Consider the following 17,798-nt stretch of genomic DNA (forward strand, 5'->3'; position numbering starts at 1 on the left):
GCACGGCGGCACAGGCTGGTGACATGACCACCACCCTGGTGACCGGCGCCAACAAAGGCCTCGGTCTGGAAACCACCCGCCGCCTGATCGCCGCCGGCCACACCGTCCACGCCGGCATGCGCGACCTGGACACCGGGGACGCCGCCCGCGAGCTCGGCGCGCTCCCCGTCCAGCTCGACGTCACCGACCAGGACAGCGTCGACAAGGCGATCGCCTCCCTGCCCGGCCTCGACGTGCTGGTCAACAACGCGGCCGTCGCCGGACCGTCGTGGACGCTCGACGACCTGGACGTCGAAGCGATGCGCATCGCCTACGAGACCAACGTCTTCGGCATCGTCCGCGTCACCCAGGCCGCTCTGCCCCTCCTGCGGCGCTCGGCCAACCCGGTGATCGTCAACGTCGCGTCGAGCCTGGGCTTCCCCCGCGCGCTGCTCGACCCGGCCGACGACGCCTACCACGGACTCCTCGTCCCCTACGCCAGCTCCAAGGGCGCCGTGATCGCGCTGACCGTCCAGTACGCCAAGAACCTGCCGGAGATGCGGATCAACGCATCCGACCCCGGCTACACGGCCACGGACCTCAACCAGCACAACGGCCACCAGACCGTCACCGAGGGAACCGACGCCACGGTCGCCTTGGCCCTGCTCGGCCCGGACGGCCCCACCGGCGAGTTCCACAACCGCCTGGGCCGGATCGACTACTGACCTCGCCGCTCACCCGCAGCAGCCGAGCACGCCGTGCGCCGGTCCGGACCTCCGGCCGTTCAGCCGGTGCCGACGCGGGACAGGACCTCCATCGCGTGCCGTTCGGCGCCCGCGAGCTCGGTGAGGAGCGCCGAGGCGCGGTCCAGGTGGTCCTGCTCGCCGGTCTTCCCGGCGGCCGCGACGTGACGGGAGACCTCGGTCCACAGTGGAGCAATCTCGGCGTACAGCCGATGCCCGAGGCGGAGGTTTTCGTCGTCGGTGAGCGCGGCGGCCTCGGCGAGGAAGTCGCGGTACAGCACGCGGAACAACGAGCCGCCGGTGCCGCCGCGTTCCATGAGCGTGGCGGCCAGCGGCAGGTCGCGGGCCGGGTCGCCGGACCGGTCGAGCCACCGCACCACCCGCTTGGCCGCCGTGGCGATGCCGCGGTGGCCGACGTTGGCGATGGGCGGGGTGAGGAACGCGTGCGCGTTGGCAGCAATCGCTTTCCGCACGGCGCGGGCAAGATCGGGCCGTCCGCCGGGGCTCGTGACGGTGTAGGAGAGGTTGCGGGCGGTCATCGGCCCGCGTTCGCCGCGGGCCCGTTCCAGGCTCGCCAGCGAGGTCTTGACCGTGCCGCCCTGCTGGGCGGTGTCGACCAGGTGGGCGTGGGTGTCGTCGTAGCCGTACAGCGCGACGAAATGACCTCCGAAGTGGACTTTCGTCGTGAAGTAGTCGAGGTGGTAGGAGTCCAGTTGCAGTCCGACCGGCCGTCCTGCGGCGAGCGCGGTGGTGACGTTCTCCCACGCCTTGCGGGGTGAACCGGTCTCCTGGACGTGCAACGCCACCCCCAGCCGGGCCGCCGCGGTCCGGGTGAGGACGGCCGGTTTGACCCGCCCGCCGAGGAACGGGAAGTCCATGTTCCTGGCGTCCCAGTAGACGAAACCCAGCCCTTCGCCGAGACCGAACAGCATCGGCTCGGACAGCACGAGACCGTCGTGGCGCAGCACCGCGCCGAGCGCGGTGGTCTCGCAGTGCTGACCGCCGGGGAACGAGACGTTGTCGATGATCATGTGGCTTCCTGGTTGGCGCGAACACCCGGCCTGGTCGCCGGAGTCCGCGACAGCCTGGGGCCTCTCACCGTGTGAGGGTCAAGTCGGGCAGGGTGAAGGAGTCGGCCGACGTCTGGGACAGGCGGTCGAACACCCCGAGTCGCTGCACAGGCCTGCTGCCCAACGCACGAACCACCGTGCGCAACGCCCCGACTCCCGCACGCGTCCTCGGATGAGCCAGGCGGGGCACGCCGGGCGGCAGCTTCTGCGCGCGGGCGACGTAGGGCCGCAGTGTGCGCTCGAACCGTGCGAAGGCGGCTGTGGGATCGCCGGTGGTGGCGAGCTCACCGGCGAGCACGTAGGCGCCGACGAGGGCGAGGCTCGTGCTCATCCCGCTCAACGGCGAGGCGCAGTAGGCGGCGTCACCGAGCAACCCGATCCTGCCCATGCTCCAGCGGGGCAGGCGGACCTGGCCGATCGCGTCGAAGTAGTACGGCGCGTCGAGCGCGTCCAGCACGCGTGGCGCCATCCAGCCGGCGTCGGCGAACTTGCGGCGCAGCAAGGCGGTGACCTCCGCCGCGGGCAGTTCCTCCAGCCCGCGCACGTCGCTGGTGAAGCTCAGCAACGCGCGTGTCGTGCCGAGGTTGTCCGGGCGCGTCATCACCACCCGCGACCCCGGCGCGTTGTACCAGCGCCAGTGGTCGTTGTCCTCGCTGGTGCGCGGGATGGTCAGGTACGCGGTGTACAGGCCCACGCGGGTGATGTCCGCCTCCGGCATGATCAGCCTGCGGGTGCGGGAGGTCAGCCCGTCGGCGAGCACGACCGCGTCGAACGACCGCCTCGCGGAGCCCTTCAACGTCACCTCGACGCCCTCGCCGGTGTCGTCCAGGCCGGTGATCTGGTTGCCGAACAGGTACTCGGTCCGGTCCTGAGTGCTGTCGTACAGGATCCGGGACAGTTCGCCGCGCAGGATCTCCAGCTCCGCCGTCGCCCCGTCGACGTTCGTGGCCGAGCGCGGGAAGACCGCGACGGACCGGCCGCGGCCGTCGACGAACTCGGTGCCCTCCTCGCCGGTCCCGGCCGCGAGCACCGCCTGTTCGAGCCCCATCCGCCGCAGGACCTCCCGTGCGGCGCCGCGGACGTCGATGTTGTGGCCGGTGTCGCGCAGTTCGGTGAAGCGTTCGACCACGGTCGTGCGCCACCCGGCCCTGTTCAGCCAGAAGGCGAGCGCCGGTCCGGCGATGCTCGCGCCGGAGATCAGGATGCGGGGTGCGGACATGGCAGACGTACGTCCTCACGTCGGGGAGCGATCGACAGAGCCGAAGCGCGCCCGGCATCCGCTTACCGGGCAAACTACCGCATTTGTCTAACTATCAGGCGAATCGTGTTGTTCGACTCACGGGGCTGGCGAGGTCGCGTTGTCGTACGCCTCCTGCGAGGCCGCCACGTGGTCGACGTGGTCGGTCGCCCACTGCTTGAGCGCGCGCAACGGTTCGCACAGGGAACGTCCCGCAGCCGTCAGCGCGTACTCGACCCGCACGGGCACCTCGGGGTGCACGGTGCGCCGCACGAGCCCGTCGCGTTCGAGCCCGCGCAGGGTCTGGGTCAGCATCTTCTGCGACACGCCCTCGACGTGCCGGAGCAACTGCGAGAAGCGGGCGTCGCCCTCGCTGAGCACACCCACGATCAGCACCGTCCACCGGTCGCCGACGCGGTCCAGGATGCGGCGGGTCGGGCAGTCCGCGGGGTAGGGGATGTGGAGGAGGGGCTCCGGCTGCTTGGTTACCACGAGGTGCCTTCTTCCCGTTGGAGAGTTGCTCTCCTACGGTAAGTGCCATGCGCCGACCGGTGCAACGAGCCTCACAGGAGGGCATTCCCTTGTCCCGCATCACTGTCATCGGCGGCACCGGCTACGCCGGCTCGGCCATCGCCGCGGAAGCCGCCGCCCGCGGACACCACGTCACCGCGCTGAGCCGGTCACTTCCCGCTGCACCGAACCCGGACGTGCACCACGTCCAGGGCGACGCCACCGACGAGCCGACGCTGTCCGCGGTCATCGAGGGCGCCGACGTCGTGGTGGCCGCACTCGCTCCCCGCGGCCCGCTGGCCGGCACCTTCCGCGCCGTCTACGCCACCATCGCGCGCCTGGCCGACACCGCGGGCGCACGGCTCTACGTCGTCGGCGGCTACTCGTCGCTGCGCCCCGCGCCGGGAGCGGACCGCTTCGTCACCGACCTGACCCACATCCCCGCGGAGCTGCACGACGAGATCCGCGCCGGAGCGGCCGTCGTCATCGAGGACCTGCCCGCCACCCCCGAAACGCTCGACTGGGTGTTCGTCAGTCCGGCCCTGCGGTTCGGCGCCCAGATGCCCGGCGAACGACTCGGCCGCTACCGGCTCGGCGGCGAGGTCTCGGTCCGCCCGGAGGACGGTGGCGCCATCTCCGCCGAGGACTACGCCCTCGGGTTCGTCGACCTAATCGAGAAGGACGACCACCACCGGAAGCAGGTCAACCTCGGCTGGTGAGATTTCGGAAACCCTGCCGTACCAGGGGATTCGCCCGGTAGCTTGGCGACATGGCGACCGTCCACGCGTTGACGCTGTACCCGATCAAGGGCTGTGCCGGAGTGGTCGTGCAGCGGGCGGAGGTCACCCCGACCGGCCTGACCCACGACCGGCTGTTCGCGGTGGTCAAGCCGGACGGGTCGACGGCGTGGCAGGGCGAGGCACCCCGGCTGGCCGTGATCAGCGGCCGGCTGCGCGAGGACGCGAAGCTGGAGCTGAGCGCCCCCGGCGCCGGCGAGCTGGTGCTGGACGTCGCGGCGGACGGGGACGCGCGGCCGGTGGACGTGGAGAAGTGGCCGGGAACCGGGATCGACCAGGGCGACGAGGTGGCCGAGTGGCTGTCCGCGGTGGCCGGCACCCAGCTCCGCCTGGTGCGTGAGCCGGCCAGGGAGAGCCGGGCCCGCGGTGGCACGGACCCGACGGCCCTGCTGGTGCTCTCACTGTCCTCATTGGACGCCTTGAACGAGCGGATCACCGCGCGCGGAGCGAATCCGGTGCCGATGAACCGGTTCCGGCCCAACGTCGTGGTCAGCGGCTGGCCGGAACCGCACACCGAGGACCGGGTGGGCCGGATGACGGTCGGTGGCGCCGAGATCGGCTTCGGCGAGCTGGCCATCCGGTGCGCGGTCACCCTCGTCGACCAGGTGGCCGGGGTGCGGGCCGGGCCGGAGCCGTTGCGCACCCTGGCCGACTACCGCCGCGAACCCGACGGGGTGAGCTTCGGGCTCAAGGCGGCGGTGCTCACGCCGGGCCAGATCGCGGTCGGTGACGACGTCACCGTCACCGAGTGGCGACCGGCGCGCGCAGGTTAGTCACCCGGACGCGCGGGTAGCCGGGGAAGTCACGAACCGATCCGGAGGAGAGCGATGAGCGACACGACCACAGTTGATCGGCTGCGCACGGCGCTGAGCGACGTGGGCTACCCCGTGGACAAGGGCCGGTTGGTCGACCACGCCTCGCGCAACAACGCCGACGAGGACACGGTGCACGCGCTGCACTCCATCCCGGAACGCCAGTACGGGTCGTTCGACGAGGTGCTCGACGTGGTCGCCGTCGACCAGAGCCGCGAGGCCTGACGGACCCGGCACGGCCGGTTACGCGCGGCGCGCCGTGCTGAACCGGCGCTGGTAGGCCGCTGGGCTGATCGACAGCTTCGCCGCGAACACCCGGCGCATGCTCTCGTAGCTCGGGAACCCGGCCAGCGCGGCGGCCTGCGTCGCCGTGTGCCCCTGGTCGAGCAGCGCTCTGGCCAAGTCGAAGCGGATGCTCTCCACGTAACGCGCCGGCGTCGTGGAGAGCTCCTCGTGGAAGAGCCGGATGAGGTGCCGGGTGCTCACGTTGAGGTGTTTCGCGAGGGCCCCGAGCGAGTGGTCCGCGCGCGGGTCCGCCGTCACCCGATCGGTGATCTTGCGCACCGCCGGTGAGCGTGGCGGTGGGCCCTGCAGCGGCGCCGAGAACTGGGACTGGCCGCCCGCGCGTTGCATGTAGACCACCAGCGCGCGGGCGACGTCGCGGGCCAGGTCGGGTCCGTGGTCCTCCTCGACGAGTGCGAGCGCCAGGTCGATGCCCGCGGTCACCCCCGCCGACGTGTACGTGCTGCCGTCGCGGACGTAGATCGCGTCGGGCTCGACCCGGCACGTCGGGCACCGGGCGGCGAGTTCGCGCGCCACCTGCCAGTGCGTGGTGGCGCGCTTGCCGTCGAGCAGGCCCGCGGCGGCCAGGACGAACGCACCGGTGCAGATCGACACGACCCGGCCCGCCGCCGGTGTGCGCGCGGCGGCTGCCAGGTCGTCGGGCACGCGGTCGCGCGGGAAGTAGTCGGACCCGGACACCAGCAGCGTGTCGAACGCGGCGGGGGAGACGGCCTGGTCGGCCGCGATCCGCACGCCCAGGCTCGACGTCACGTCCACACCGGTCGGCGACAGCAGCACGATCCGGTAGTCGGCACCGAACCGATTGGCCTCCTTGAACACCTCCGCCGGACCGGCGACGTCCAGCAACGTCACCCCGTCGTACACGAGGACCGCGACGCTGTGCGGTGCGGCGGTCACCTCGGCATTTCCGGACCGGTGAGGTGAGCGAGGCGTGGGCACCGGTCATTGGTAGCACCGCCGCCACGTTCTCGCCATGTCCGGATGTGGGTGGTTCCTGGCAGGACGAAGGCGGCGCCGCGGGCCGGTCGCCGAGCAGCATGGAGGCAGGCCAAATTCCTTCTCCAGAAAGCCGAAAGCCGTGCCGAACGCCATCGCGGGCGTGGACGTCCCGGAGACAGCGGCGGTCGCCGAAGCGACCGAGCTCATCCGCGAGACGACCAGTCCGCTCCTCTACCACCACTCCCGGCGGGTCTACTACTTCAGCCGCCTGCACGCCACCGCCCTCGGCGTCGAACCCGATCCGGAACTGCTCTACCTGGCGGCGATGTTCCACGACACCGGCCTGCTGACCCCGTTCTCCGGCGTGGAGCAGCGCTTCGAGGTCGACGGCGCCGACCACGCCCGGAAGTTCTTGCTGGAGCGCGGTTTCCCGGCGGCCGCCGCCGACACCGTGTGGACGGCGATCGCGCTGCACACCACGCCGGGCATCCCCGACCGGATGACACCGGAGATCGCCACGACGTACCTGGGCGTGCTGACGGACGTCCTCGGCTTCGGCCTCGACCGCCTGGACCACGACCAGGTGGCCGAGGTCGTCGCCGCCCACCCGCGAGGCGACTTCAAGAACGAGTTCCTGCAGACCTACGTGGACGGGCTCAAGAACCGCCCCGGCACCACCAACGGCACCGTGAACTCCGACGTGCTCGCCCACTTCCTGCCCGGTTTCCGGCGGACGACCACGGTCGAGCGTGTACTCGGCTCGCCGTGGCCGAGCTAGACCGGCCGCCACCCACCGCGAACCGTTGTCCGAAAAGGATTCGAGCATGCGAGCCATCACCGTGCGAGACCGCGCCGAGGGTGTCGGCGGCCTCACCCTGACCGACATGCCCCACCCCCACGCCGCCGAGAACGACGTCATCGTGCGCGTGCACGCGGCCGGGTTCACCCCCGGCGAGCTCGACTGGCCGGCGACGTGGACCGATCGCGCCGGCCGCGACCGGACGCCGAGCATCCCCGGCCACGAGCTGTCCGGAACCGTGGCCGAGCTCGGCTTCGGAACCACCGGCCTCACCGTGGGCCAGCGGGTGTTCGGGCTGGCCGACTGGACCCGCAACGGGTCGCTGGCCGAGTACACCGCCGTGGAGGCGCGCAACCTCGCACCGCTCCCGGCCGACATCGACCACACCGTCGCCGCCGCACTGCCCATCTCCGGCCTGACCGCGTGGCAGGGGCTGTTCGACCACGCCCGCCTCACGACCGGCCAGACCGTCCTCGTCCACGGCGCCGCGGGCGGCGTCGGCTCGATCGCCGTCCAGCTCGCGCGGGAGGCCGGTGCCCGCGTGATCGGCACCGGCCGCGCCGACGACCGCGACGTCGTGCTCGGCCTCGGCGCGCAGGCCTTCCTGGACTTGGCCGCCGACGACCTGCGGCACGCCGGCGAGGTCGACGTGGTGTTCGACGTCATCGGCGGCGACGTCCTCGAACGGTCGACCGCACTCGTGCGCCCCGGCGGCACCGTCGTGAGCATCGCCATGCCCCCACCACCCGCCCCGAGAACGGCAGGGCCGTGTTCTTCGTCGTCGAACCCGACCGCGCACGGCTGGCCGACCTCGCCGACCGCGTCAGGACCGGCCGGCTCACCGCTCTGGTCGGCGCCGTGCGGCCGCTGGCCGAGGCACCCGCCGCGTTCGCCCGCGACCGCCGCACGCCCGGCAAGACGATCGTTCAGGTCACGGAAGGGTGAGTCACAAATTGCATCGTTTCTGAGTCGATTTGCCGGGGTATCGCTCTACCGGTGGACGAACCGCCATGTCGAGAGGAGTCGGGCATGCCCCGCAACGGTGCTCATGTGGTGGTGACGCGCGTGCTGGGAGCGGTGACGGCCGCTTACAGCGCCGCACTCGTCGTGTCCCCGCGCATTCTGGCCAAGCCCACGGGCCTGGCCGGTCGCGGGGGAGAGGTGCCGGGCCCGGTGCGGACGCTCATCGCCGCGATCGGCGCACGGGACACCGCGATCGGCGCGGCGATGATGTTCGCGACGCCCGGACTGCCGCTGCGCACGGCCGTGGCCACGCGGGTGGCCGCCGACCTGGCCGACGCGGCGGTGTTCGGCCTGACGCTGCCGGACCGGGCAGCGCGCCGCAAGGTCGCCGTGTTCGCCGTGAGCTGGGCGTTGCTGTGCGGTGTGTTCGGGCTCCGCCGGTGAACCGCCTCCAGCCTCATCGGCCGGTTCGTCACCGTGTTCCAGGTTCAACTCACCCCGTAGGGAGCTCACTGTCATGAGCACGATCACCAAGTCGGTCGACGTCGAGGCAGACGTGACCAGCGTCTACAACCAGTGGACCCAGTTCGCGGAGTTCCCGAGGTTCATGGAGGGCGTCGACCGCATCGAGCAGCTCGACGACACCCACACCCGCTGGACGGTCAGCATCGCCGGCGTGAAGCGCGAGTTCACGGCAACCATCACCGAACAGCACCCCGACGAACGCGTCGCCTGGCGCTCCGACTCCGGCCCTGACCACGCCGGTGTCGTGACCGTGCACCGCCTCGACGCCGAGCACACGCGCGTGACGGTGCAGATGGACATCGACCCGGACGGCTTCGTCGAGAACGTCGCCGACAAGCTCGGCATCCTCGACCGCCGCGTCCAGGGCGACCTCGACCGCTTCAAGGAGTTCATCGAGCACCGCGACGGTGCGGAGACCGGTGCCTGGCGCGGGGACGTGGACCGTCCCGCCCAGCACTGACACAACGTTGCGTCGCGGCGTTCCGCCCAGGGGCCAGGTGGGGCCTACCCCTGGGGTGCAGAACGCCGCGGCGCAGCCTCGTCAGGCCCTGAATTCCTTCGTCAGCAAGCCGAACAGCAGGTCGTCCGTCCACTCGCTTTTGATCCAGGTGTGCTCGACGCGATGACCCTCCTGCCGAAAGCCCAATCGCCGCAACAACTTCGCCGAACGAACGTTGCGCGCGTCGCACTCGGCGGACACCCGGTGCAGGCCCCGTTCGACGAACAGGTGCCGCAACATCCGTTGCACCGCCTCGGTCGCGTAGCCGTGGCCCTGGTGCGCGGTGGCGAGCGTGAAACCGATCTCGGCCTGCATGCGGTTCTCGTGCAGGCCGACACCGACGTCACCGACCACGGTGCCGTCGAAGTCGACCGCGTGCTGGAACCAGCCCGGCTCGGCGGGATCCGTCATCTCCGCGATCACCGAGGCAGCGGCCTCCACCGGGAACGGCGCCTCCCACCCCTGGTAGCGCGCCACGTCCGGGTCCGACCGGTAGTCCGCGAGCACCCGCGCGTCCTCGGCGCGGAACGGCCGGAGGGTGAGGCGGGCGCTGGTGAGGATCATGCCGCCAGGCCACGCACCCACCGGTTCCGCAGGTCCGTTCTCAGGCCCTGGTCCACAGCGTGACGTCACTGCTGGTCGCCACGACCAGCGTCGACCCGGACGGCGAGAACCCGGCCGCGCGCAGCTCGGAGTAACGCGAGTGGAAGACGTGCCACCACGTCTCGCCATGCGCGCCGCCGGCGAACGGACTCCCGGTGGACAGCAGCACCCGGTGGTGCGGCCAGTCCGGGCTGACGACGTCGACCGACCACCCCGCGGCGCCGGTGTGCAGACCGCCGCCGGCCACACCGGCCACCGGCACCCGGCGCGACGCGATCGGCCCGATCCCCTGGCAGGTCAGGTCGTTCTCGTCCGGCCACCCCGCATCGGACTCGCGATCGCGGGCCAGGCGCTCACCGGTGACCGTGTCGAACAGCCCGAGCCCGGTCGTGGACGCCACCAGCAGCAGGTCGCGGCCGTCGCCGGGATCGGTGGCGAACCCGACGCCGAGCAACCCGCCGACCGCGGTCACGGGGCAGCCGGCCGGACGCCACGGCGGGGGCGCCGGCACCGTCGGCGCTGCCAGGAACCTCGCCCGCAGGTCCCGCTGGTGGTCGGTGAGTGAGAGGTCCTCCGGCATCCCGCGAGTATGGATCATGGCGACAGCGCGCTCGTGCGCGACGCTGCCACCCGCGGGGTGGTCGCCCCCACCGGTGGTGTGAGCGACCACCCCGTCACATCACGCGCACCACGTGTTGCCGGTGTACTGCAGTTTGCTCGACAGGATCCATCCCCATTTGCCGTTCGCCACGTTGAACCCGTAGTAGCGGGGACTGCCCTGGATTCGAACGTTGAACGTGTCGCCGGGAACGGCCCAGCCGACGAACGAGCCACCGCTTTGCGCGTCGGTCATGTCACCCGAGCTCGTGACGGTGTACTGCCAGATCTGGGTGCACTGCACGCCAATCGGACTCGCCACCTGCTCGTGGACGGGAAGCGCTTGGGCGGGTGTGACCCCGCCCAGTGCCACCAGGCCAAGCGCCGCAAAGCCGAGGGCAACACCGGACAGCTTGCTCACTGCGAGCTCCCTGCAATAGATCGTTAGAGTGCGAACGACCAAGAGTCTCGCCGGGCTCGGCGGCGCGGGTCTAGCTCCGATCTGGTGGCTGCGACTGCGACATCCGGAAAGCTGGTCATCGCAAGAACAACGCGCTGTGACGCGTGCAGGACGGAGCGACGGCCTCCGGCACGCCGATCTCGTCGCGTCCGGACCGGTGCGGTGGTGGCCGCACCAGCCTGTGGTCAGCAGAACCAGCCGTTCTGCACCCACCCGTTCGCGTTGACGTTGCCGTAGGCGAAGCCGTACACCCATTCGCCGGTGTTGAACCCCTTGACCTCGAACGTCTGGCCCCGCTTCAGAACGCCGATGAACTCGCGGACCGTCAGGTCCTCCGCGCACACGGTGAGCCGGTTCCCGACGTCGGCCGACGTCGCGTACCGGTAGGGGCCGCCGGCGCTCGCGGAGCCGGTGGTCGCCGCCGTCAGCGCCGCGGCCGTGGCCAGCGCGATCGCCGCCCGCCTCAGCACGACTTCATCCCGGCGATGTAGGCGCTGTCCGGAATGCTGGTCCAGTCGCTGATCTGCGAGTTCGCCGGGATGTGGTGGCAGGGCCCGTCGGGGTACCCGACGACCGGCCGGCGGATGTCGAGCTTGCGGTCGACCGCGTAACCGTGGCAGTTGCGGATGGTGTAGTCGTAACGACCGAACACCGGCCCGCTGTAGCTCAGGCCGCACGGTGCCGCTGACGCCGCGGGGGCCGCGATCGTCAGTGCGGCACCGACCAGCACGCCGGTGACGCCGATGGTGGTGAACCTCGCCCTCATCGCTGTCCTTCCGTTCGATGATCATTGGAGATCACCACCGTGCCCGACCGCAGGCGCTCTGACGAGAGATCCGCACGTGGCGCGAACAAACCGCGAACAAGTCCAGCTGTGCGGGAATTCGCCGCCGTTCTGCGGGCGCTGCACGTGCGGGCCGGGAAGCCGGACTTCCGGACACTGGCCAAGCTCACGGGTTATGGGCGCACGGTCCTGTCGCAGGCCGTCAACGGCAACCGGCTGCCGACGTGGCACGTCGCCGAAGCGCTGGTAACGGCGTTGCAGGGGGATGTGCCGCAGCTGCAACGGTTGTGGGCGGCGGCGCACGAGGCGTCGGCCGCGCCGATGCCCAGGGAGCTACCGGACTCGGTGGTGCACTTCGTCGGCCGCGCCGAGGAGCTCGGCCTGCTCGACGCCCACCTGCTCGACTCGTCGCGGATCGTGGTCATCAGTGGTGCACCGGGGATCGGCAAGACGACGCTCGCGGTGCACTGGGCGCGTGGGGCCGCCCAGCACTTCCCGGACGGGCAGGTCTACGTCGACCTGCGCGGTTTCGACGCGGAGGAACCGGCCCGGCCCGCCGACGTGTTGCGCAGGCTGCTCGAGTCCTTCGGTGTCGTGACGGACCGGATTCCGGCCGATCTGGACAGCCGCGCCGCCCTCTACCGCACGATGGCGGCGGGGCAGCGGGTGCTGTTCGTGTTCGACAACGCGCGAGACGCGGACCAGGTCTGGCCGCTCCTGCCGGGGCACGGGTCGTGCGCGGTCCTGATCACGAGCAGGGGGACGCTGGCCGGGCTCGTCGCGGGCAACCACGCCGTGCACCACCGTCTTGACCTGTTCGACGACGCTGCCGCGCGGGAGCTGGTGACGCAGCTGACCGGTGACCACCCGGAGGTCGACGGCCTCGTCCGGTTCTGCGGTGGCCTGCCGTTCGCGCTCAGCGTTGCGGCGGCGCGTGCGGCCACCCGTCCTGATCTGCCCCTCCGCGCCGACCTGGACGGGCTGGCCACTGACGACAGCGAACGCACGAACCTCCGCAGCGTGCTGTCGTGGTCCTACCGCACGTTGTCGCCGGGTGCGCAGCGGCTGTTGCGCCTGCTCGGTCACCATCCCGGTCCTGACATCGGCACGGCGGCCCTGCACGCCATGGCCGACGACGCGTCGCACGCGCTGGATGAGCTCGTCGGGCTGAACCTGGTGTCGGGCAACCGTTCCGGCCGCTTCCACCTGCACAGCCTGACCCGCCGGTACGCGGTCGAGCAGCCCGGAGAGCACCGGGCGCACTTCGAGCGGGTGCTGGACCACTACCTCGTGACCGGGCACGACGCGGCACTGCTGCTGAACCCGACCAGGCCACCGCTGTTCGAACCGGCGGGCGTGCTCGCGGACCACGGCGAGGCGTGGGCGTGGTTCAGCGCCGAAGAGCAGGTGCTGGTCGAGGCCGTAGGCTGGGCGGCGGAGCACGGGTTCGACCGGCACGCCTGGCAGATCGCGTGGGCGCTGGCCGACTTCCTGGACCGCAACGGGCATTGGCATCGGATGGTCGAGACGAACCTCGTCGCACTCGCCGCGGCACAACGACTTGGCGACGTGGCCGGTCAGGCCCGCACCCACGGCGCCCTCAGCCGGACACACCTCCGCCTTGCGGCCTATGAGAACGCGCTGACGCACGCGCACGCCGTCCTCGAACTGTTCGCCGCCGCGGGAGACCTGAACGGCCAGGCCAACGCGAACCGCAGCATCGCGCAGGTCCTGGAACACCAGGGAAATCTGGCCGACGCGCTGACGTATGCGCAGAACGCGCTTGCGCTGTTCACCTCACCGGTCGGCCGGGCCCACGCGCTCAACCAGATCGGCTGGTACCACACCCAGCTGGGACAACACGAAGACGCGCTGACCTGCTGCCGCCAAGCCGTGGCACTGCACCGCGACCACGGTGATCGTCACGGCGAGGCGGCCGCCCACGACAGCCTCGGCCACGCGTTGCACGGACTCGGCCGCCACGGCGAGGCCGTTGCCGCCCACCGGGTCGCCGCGGACCTGTTCCACGACGTCGGCGACCGGTACAAGGAGGCCGACACGCTGGGGCGGCTGGGCGACGCCCTGCACGCGGCGGGTGAGACCGCCGAGGCCGCCGCGACCTGGCGACGTGCCGCGGACCTCCTGGCCGAGCTCGGTCACGCGGATGCCGACAGGATGCGCGCGAGGATCGCCGAACGCCGTTGACCGCCCGCGCCGGTGCCTGAGGAAGTCGTGGTGCGGCACACGAAAGCGTCGGTCGGCCCCGGCGCACGGCCTCATCCGGCAGCGCGGAGGTAGCGCTTGCCGAGCTTCCGGACGTGCTCGACCAGGGCGGGCGGTTCGGTGACCTGGAAGTCGAGACCGAGCATCCCGACGTAGACGGCGATGATCTCCAGGCTGTCCCCGCCGGTCACGAGCACGCAGGTCGACTCGTCCACCGCCTCGACCACGCCGACGGCCGGGTTGATCCGCGCCAGGACGTCCTGCGCGGGTGCGAGCACGGTGATCCGGGCGTGCACCTTCCAGCCCGCGGTGGCCACATCGCGCAGGACGAAGCTCGTGTAGTCCTCGCCGGGAAACGGCGTCGGCGTGAAGCGGCGGTGGGTCGCCATCCGCAGCGAGATCCAGTCGACCCGGTAGGTGTGCCAGTCGCCGGTCTCCGTGCCCCGCGCGACGAGGTACCAGTGCCGTTCCCAGCTCACCAGCCGGTACGGCTCCACCAGCACCGGCCAGTCGCCGAACGGTGCCGAGCTGTCGTTGCGCCGCGGCGCGCCGTCCTCGCGGTCCGGGGCCGAGTACTCGAAGCGGAGCAGCTCGCAGTCCCGGATCGCCGCCGCGACCGTCGCCAGCACCGCCGCGTCCACCACCGGATCCGCCACGTTCGTGCCGGTGTTCGCCGGCCCCTCCGACACCGCTTCGTGCACCGCGCTCACCTGCCGCCGCAGCCGGTGGGGCAGCACCTGTTCGAGCTTCGTCAACGCCCGCGCGGCGCTCTCCTCGATGCCCGCGACCCCGCGGCCGGCCCGCAGCCCGATCGCGACCGCCACCGCTTCCTCGTCGTCGAGCAGCAACGGCGGCAGCTTCGCCCCGGCGCCCATGCGGTAGTACCCGGCGGGACCGCGCACGGCCTCGATCGGATAGCCCAGCTCGCGCAGCCGGTCGACGTCGTTGCGGATCGTCCGCCCGCTGACGGACAGCCGTTCGGCCAGCTCGGAGCCCGGCCACGCCGGTCGTGACTGCAGCAGCGCCAGCAGGGCGAGCAGCCGGGACGAAGTTTCGAGCATGAGCCGAGTATATAGGAACGTACTGTTCCTATACGGCTTTTAGAGTCTGTCCCATGACGAACAACAGCGAGATCCGCCCGTTCCGCATCGACGTTCCCCAGGCCGACCTGGACGACCTCGACGAGCGTCTCGCCCGCACGCGGCTGCCGCGCCCGGCGCCCACCGACGACTGGGAGTACGGCACCCCGAACAGCTACCTCGGCGAGACGGTCGACCAGTGGCGCACCAAGTTCGACTGGAGGGCGCAGGAAGCGCGGATGAACGAGTTCCCCCACCACCTCACCGAGATCGACGGGCAGAACGTCCACTTCATCCATGTGCCGTCCAAAGAGGACAACGCGACGCCGTTGCTGCTGCTGCACACCTACCCCGGCTCGTTCGTCGACTACCTCGACCTGATCGGCCCGCTCACCGACCCGGTCGCGCACGGCGGTGACGCGGCGGACGCGTTCTCGGTCGTGGTGCCGTCGATCCCCGGCTTCGGCTTCAGCACGCCGCTCACCGGTCGCGGCTGGACCATGCGGAAGGTGGCGGAGACGTTCGACAAGCTGATGCGACGCCTCGGGTACGACTCCTACGGCGCGCACGGCAGCGACGGCGGTGCGATGATCTCTCGCGAGCTCGGCCTCCTGGAGCCGGAGGGCTTCCTCGGCCTGCACGTGCTGCAGCTCTTCTCGTTCCCCTCCGGCGACCCGGCCGAGTTCGAGAAGCTCGAGCCGAAGGACTACGCCGCGCTCCAGCACCTCGAATGGTTCCAGTCCGTCGGCGGCTACAACCAGATGAACGCGACGCGCCCGCAGACCGTCGGTGCCGCCATCGCCGACTCGCCGGTCGGGCAGCTCGCGTACAGCGAGCTGTTCAACAACTTCGGCAACGGGGCGAGCCTCGTCACGACGGACCAGATCCTGACCCAGGTCTCGCTCTACTGGTTCACCAACACCCAGGCGACCGCCGGCCGCTACCACTTCGAGGAGGCCAAGGCGGGCCACGAGCCGGCGGTGAACCCGTCGCGCACCGGCGTCGCGGTCTTCGCCGACGACTTCAAGACGATCCGGGCCTTCGCCGAGCGGGACAACTCGAACATCGTGCACTGGTCGGAGTTCCCCGACGGCGGGCACTTCGCGGCGATGGAACGCCCGGACGTCCTCGCCGGGGACCTGCGGACGTTCTTCCGCGCCTGACCCGAACGCCGATCGGCCACCTGCCACGACGGCAGGTGGCCGATCTGTTTGGTCGCCGCACCTGTCGTCACGGAGTTAGCGCCGCGGGCCTAGCGGCAGGGCAGTCCTGACAACGGTTTCGAAGTCTTCCCAATATAGTCGTTCGAATCAATCCTGTTCGGCGCCAAGGCGATACCCTGGGGAAGGCGGTGGTGATGCCGGGCCCCGACGGCGTAATCGGCTTCGATCGGGGTGATGAACTCGAGGGTGAACGACTTACCTGGTTGATCGTTCTCGAGCCGCCGCTGCGCTCCACCGTTCCACATCGCGGTGAGACTATCATTCATCTTAATGTCGAGGGAATTATAATTCCTGCTAGGTGGGTTGAGACTGCAAGACTGAAAAACCCGTTTGCGTCAGATTTGACTGCTTGGGAGTTGGCAATAATCAAAACGGCGCTGCCTGAAGTGCAGTCCGCGTTCGATGGGTTAATGGCAGCAATTCGTTCGCGTGGTCTCAGTCTGGTGAAAGGTGTCGAAAAATGCCGGAAGGCGATGAATCTCCACCTCTGTACTTTGAGCACCCTTTTGAGCTGTGGTCTTACAGCAAGTCACATCGAAAATTGGTCCTGCGTGGTCGTCCCGGTGAAGAATACGACCTTTATGTCGACGTGGTCTTCCTGGACGTGATCGGGATGAAGCTCGCGTCAGCTTACAAAAAACTTGCGGTGGAGGCCGCGATCGATTCCTTGGAGATGGACGAGTTCTTGCAAGGGCCGGATCGCTACGGACGCGGGTTTGTGAACTTCTGGGTTTCGGATGATGCTCGCAAAGGCTTCGTTGTGTGTAAGCGGGTGACGGTGCGCCGTGGTGTCGGCTGGCAGGATTCAGGGGTGCATGATTGATGATTTTTCAGGTGTTCGTCGAGGTCGCATGTGAAAAGGTGTCTCAACTGGCCAGTTATGGAAGCGAATGATAGGTGCACCGGGCTGGTGAACCAGCAGGTCATCGTGATGTGTCAGCGGTATCAGAAGCCAATGATGTTGCACGGCTTGCTGGCGTTGCGGTCCAAGGGAAAGGCGGACAACCGGATGTGAGGCTGGGCGCTCAGCAGGACAGCATTGCGCCGGCTCGATGCGCTGTCATGATATGTCAGCCTCCCGACGGTGTGCGCACGTGCCGGTGCCCGCTGTCCGGGAACGCGGGCGGCGCCGCTGATAGCAGCTCGTCCAGGACGAAGCCGCACTTCTCCGCCACCCGGCAGGAGGCCTGGTTGCCCTTCGCGTGGAGCAGTTCCAATCGGGACAGGGCCTGTGTGCCCAGCGCCCACCGCGAGGCGGCGTCCAGGGCACGGGCGGCGACGCCCTGCCCCCGGGCCGCGGCCGCGGTCCAGTAACCGACCTCCGCCACACCGGCGGCCGCGGCCTTCACCACCACGTGCCCGATGGGCGGTCCGTCCTCATCGGCGACCACGGCGAAGCTGAACCGTGTCGAGGACGCCCAGCCGTCGGCCTGTGCGTCCAGCCACCGCAGGGCAGCGGTCTCGTCGGCCAGCGACGTGGCCAGCCAGCGGCGCAGCGACGGGTCGCGGTGCGCCGCGAGCAGCGCGGTTAGGTCGTCCCGCCGCCACGGGCGCAGCTGCAGGGCGACGGCTGCCCCGGTCTTCGGCACGGACAACGTGATCGTCATGGTCGCCATTCTGCGCCGGAGAGACCTCGGGCTGTTACGCGGAGCC

Annotated in this window: 21 protein-coding genes and 1 pseudogene; 11 read left to right on the top strand and 11 right to left on the bottom strand. The window is 70.2% G+C overall.

What is annotated here, in order from left to right:
* Positions 1 to 23: 23 nt before the first annotated feature.
* Positions 24 to 704: an SDR family NAD(P)-dependent oxidoreductase gene (locus ADL03_RS13460; protein ID WP_053733692.1), complete on the top strand. Its 681-nt coding sequence runs from the start codon at positions 24 to 26 to the stop codon at positions 702 to 704.
* A gap of 59 nt (positions 705 to 763) precedes the next feature.
* On the opposite strand, the gene ADL03_RS13465 is transcribed toward ADL03_RS13460, so the two are convergent.
* The 3 genes from ADL03_RS13465 to ADL03_RS13475 form a co-directional block, all read right to left on the bottom strand.
* Positions 764 to 1,753, bottom strand: coding sequence for a BtrH N-terminal domain-containing protein (locus tag ADL03_RS13465; protein WP_053733693.1), 990 nt, complete (start codon positions 1,751 to 1,753; stop codon positions 764 to 766).
* Positions 1,754 to 1,817: 64 nt separating this feature from the next.
* The gene (locus ADL03_RS13470) at positions 1,818 to 3,011 is read right to left on the bottom strand and encodes an FAD-dependent monooxygenase (RefSeq protein ID WP_053733694.1); all 1,194 of its coding nucleotides are present in this window, start codon (positions 3,009 to 3,011) and stop codon (positions 1,818 to 1,820) included.
* 117 nt (positions 3,012 to 3,128) lie between these two features.
* Positions 3,129 to 3,521, bottom strand: coding sequence for a helix-turn-helix domain-containing protein (locus ADL03_RS13475; RefSeq protein ID WP_053733695.1), 393 nt, complete (start codon positions 3,519 to 3,521; stop codon positions 3,129 to 3,131).
* A gap of 89 nt (positions 3,522 to 3,610) precedes the next feature.
* On the opposite strand from ADL03_RS13475, the gene ADL03_RS13480 reads away from it, so the two are divergent.
* The 3 genes from ADL03_RS13480 to ADL03_RS13490 are packed head-to-tail and all read left to right on the top strand — an operon-like array spanning position 3,611 to position 5,373.
* Positions 3,611 to 4,258: an NAD(P)-dependent oxidoreductase gene (locus ADL03_RS13480; protein WP_053733696.1), complete on the top strand. Its 648-nt coding sequence runs from the start codon at positions 3,611 to 3,613 to the stop codon at positions 4,256 to 4,258.
* A 50-nt stretch (positions 4,259 to 4,308) separates the two neighbouring features.
* Complete coding sequence (locus tag ADL03_RS13485) at positions 4,309 to 5,109, top strand: MOSC domain-containing protein (protein ID WP_053733697.1); 801 nt, start codon at positions 4,309 to 4,311, stop codon at positions 5,107 to 5,109.
* A 54-nt stretch (positions 5,110 to 5,163) separates the two neighbouring features.
* Entirely contained in the window at positions 5,164 to 5,373 is a 210-nt protein-coding gene (locus ADL03_RS13490; protein WP_053733698.1) for a DUF2795 domain-containing protein, read from the top strand.
* An 18-nt stretch (positions 5,374 to 5,391) separates the two neighbouring features.
* Here the strand turns inward: ADL03_RS13490 and ADL03_RS13495 are convergent, their stop codons facing one another.
* Positions 5,392 to 6,348: a GlxA family transcriptional regulator gene (locus tag ADL03_RS13495; protein ID WP_053733699.1), complete on the bottom strand. Its 957-nt coding sequence runs from the start codon at positions 6,346 to 6,348 to the stop codon at positions 5,392 to 5,394.
* Positions 6,349 to 6,529: 181 nt separating this feature from the next.
* On the opposite strand from ADL03_RS13495, the gene ADL03_RS13500 reads away from it, so the two are divergent.
* The 4 genes and pseudogenes from ADL03_RS13500 (at position 6,530) to ADL03_RS13515 (ending at position 9,137) form a co-directional block, all read left to right on the top strand.
* Entirely contained in the window at positions 6,530 to 7,168 is a 639-nt protein-coding gene (locus ADL03_RS13500) for an HD domain-containing protein (protein WP_053733700.1), read from the top strand.
* Positions 7,169 to 7,214: 46 nt separating this feature from the next.
* A pseudogene (locus ADL03_RS13505) lies at positions 7,215 to 8,134 on the top strand (NADP-dependent oxidoreductase).
* A gap of 84 nt (positions 8,135 to 8,218) precedes the next feature.
* Positions 8,219 to 8,596 (top strand): hypothetical protein, encoded by a 378-nt coding sequence (locus tag ADL03_RS13510; protein ID WP_053733701.1) that lies wholly within the window; start codon positions 8,219 to 8,221, stop codon positions 8,594 to 8,596.
* Between the two features lie 73 nt (positions 8,597 to 8,669).
* Positions 8,670 to 9,137 (top strand): SRPBCC family protein, encoded by a 468-nt coding sequence (locus ADL03_RS13515; protein WP_053733702.1) that lies wholly within the window; start codon positions 8,670 to 8,672, stop codon positions 9,135 to 9,137.
* A gap of 81 nt (positions 9,138 to 9,218) precedes the next feature.
* Here the strand turns inward: ADL03_RS13515 and ADL03_RS13520 are convergent, their stop codons facing one another.
* The 5 genes from ADL03_RS13520 to ADL03_RS13540 all read right to left on the bottom strand — a co-directional run bounded on the left by ADL03_RS13520 (position 9,219) and on the right by ADL03_RS13540 (position 11,602).
* Entirely contained in the window at positions 9,219 to 9,740 is a 522-nt protein-coding gene (locus ADL03_RS13520; RefSeq protein ID WP_053733703.1) for a GNAT family N-acetyltransferase, read from the bottom strand.
* Positions 9,741 to 9,780: 40 nt separating this feature from the next.
* Positions 9,781 to 10,449 carry a hypothetical protein gene (locus ADL03_RS13525; RefSeq protein WP_197288293.1) on the bottom strand — a complete coding sequence of 223 codons (669 nt, stop codon included), beginning with the start codon at positions 10,447 to 10,449 and terminating at the stop codon, positions 9,781 to 9,783.
* 9 nt (positions 10,450 to 10,458) lie between these two features.
* Complete coding sequence (locus tag ADL03_RS13530; protein ID WP_157528569.1) at positions 10,459 to 10,797, bottom strand: hypothetical protein; 339 nt, start codon at positions 10,795 to 10,797, stop codon at positions 10,459 to 10,461.
* Positions 10,798 to 11,021: 224 nt separating this feature from the next.
* Positions 11,022 to 11,306, bottom strand: a complete 285-nt coding sequence (locus tag ADL03_RS13535) for a hypothetical protein (protein ID WP_197288294.1) — start codon at positions 11,304 to 11,306, stop codon at positions 11,022 to 11,024.
* Positions 11,300 to 11,602, bottom strand: a complete 303-nt coding sequence (locus ADL03_RS13540) for a hypothetical protein (RefSeq protein ID WP_053733706.1) — start codon at positions 11,600 to 11,602, stop codon at positions 11,300 to 11,302. The genes ADL03_RS13535 and ADL03_RS13540 overlap by 7 nt, the downstream gene beginning before the upstream one ends.
* Before the next feature lie 108 nt (positions 11,603 to 11,710).
* On the opposite strand from ADL03_RS13540, the gene ADL03_RS13545 reads away from it, so the two are divergent.
* Positions 11,711 to 13,825, top strand: coding sequence for a tetratricopeptide repeat protein (locus tag ADL03_RS13545; RefSeq protein ID WP_053733707.1), 2,115 nt, complete (start codon positions 11,711 to 11,713; stop codon positions 13,823 to 13,825).
* A 71-nt stretch (positions 13,826 to 13,896) separates the two neighbouring features.
* Here the strand turns inward: ADL03_RS13545 and ADL03_RS13550 are convergent, their stop codons facing one another.
* On the bottom strand, positions 13,897 to 14,904 hold the full coding sequence (locus ADL03_RS13550; protein ID WP_053733708.1) for a YafY family protein: 1,008 nt from the start codon (positions 14,902 to 14,904) through the stop codon (positions 13,897 to 13,899).
* Between the two features lie 53 nt (positions 14,905 to 14,957).
* On the opposite strand from ADL03_RS13550, the gene ADL03_RS13555 reads away from it, so the two are divergent.
* Both ADL03_RS13555 and ADL03_RS46885 read left to right on the top strand, forming a co-directional pair.
* Positions 14,958 to 16,085, top strand: coding sequence for an epoxide hydrolase family protein (locus ADL03_RS13555; protein ID WP_053733709.1), 1,128 nt, complete (start codon positions 14,958 to 14,960; stop codon positions 16,083 to 16,085).
* A 520-nt stretch (positions 16,086 to 16,605) separates the two neighbouring features.
* Positions 16,606 to 16,968, top strand: coding sequence for a hypothetical protein (locus ADL03_RS46885; RefSeq protein ID WP_157528571.1), 363 nt, complete (start codon positions 16,606 to 16,608; stop codon positions 16,966 to 16,968).
* Positions 16,969 to 17,215: 247 nt separating this feature from the next.
* Here ADL03_RS46885 and ADL03_RS13565 read toward each other — a convergent pair whose 3' ends face one another.
* Positions 17,216 to 17,752, bottom strand: coding sequence for a GNAT family N-acetyltransferase (locus ADL03_RS13565; RefSeq protein ID WP_197288295.1), 537 nt, complete (start codon positions 17,750 to 17,752; stop codon positions 17,216 to 17,218).
* Between the last annotated feature and the right edge of the window lie 46 nt (positions 17,753 to 17,798).

The sequence above is a fragment of the Nocardia sp. NRRL S-836 genome, assembly GCF_001279525.1.
Taxonomy (GTDB): domain Bacteria; phylum Actinomycetota; class Actinomycetes; order Mycobacteriales; family Pseudonocardiaceae; genus Lentzea.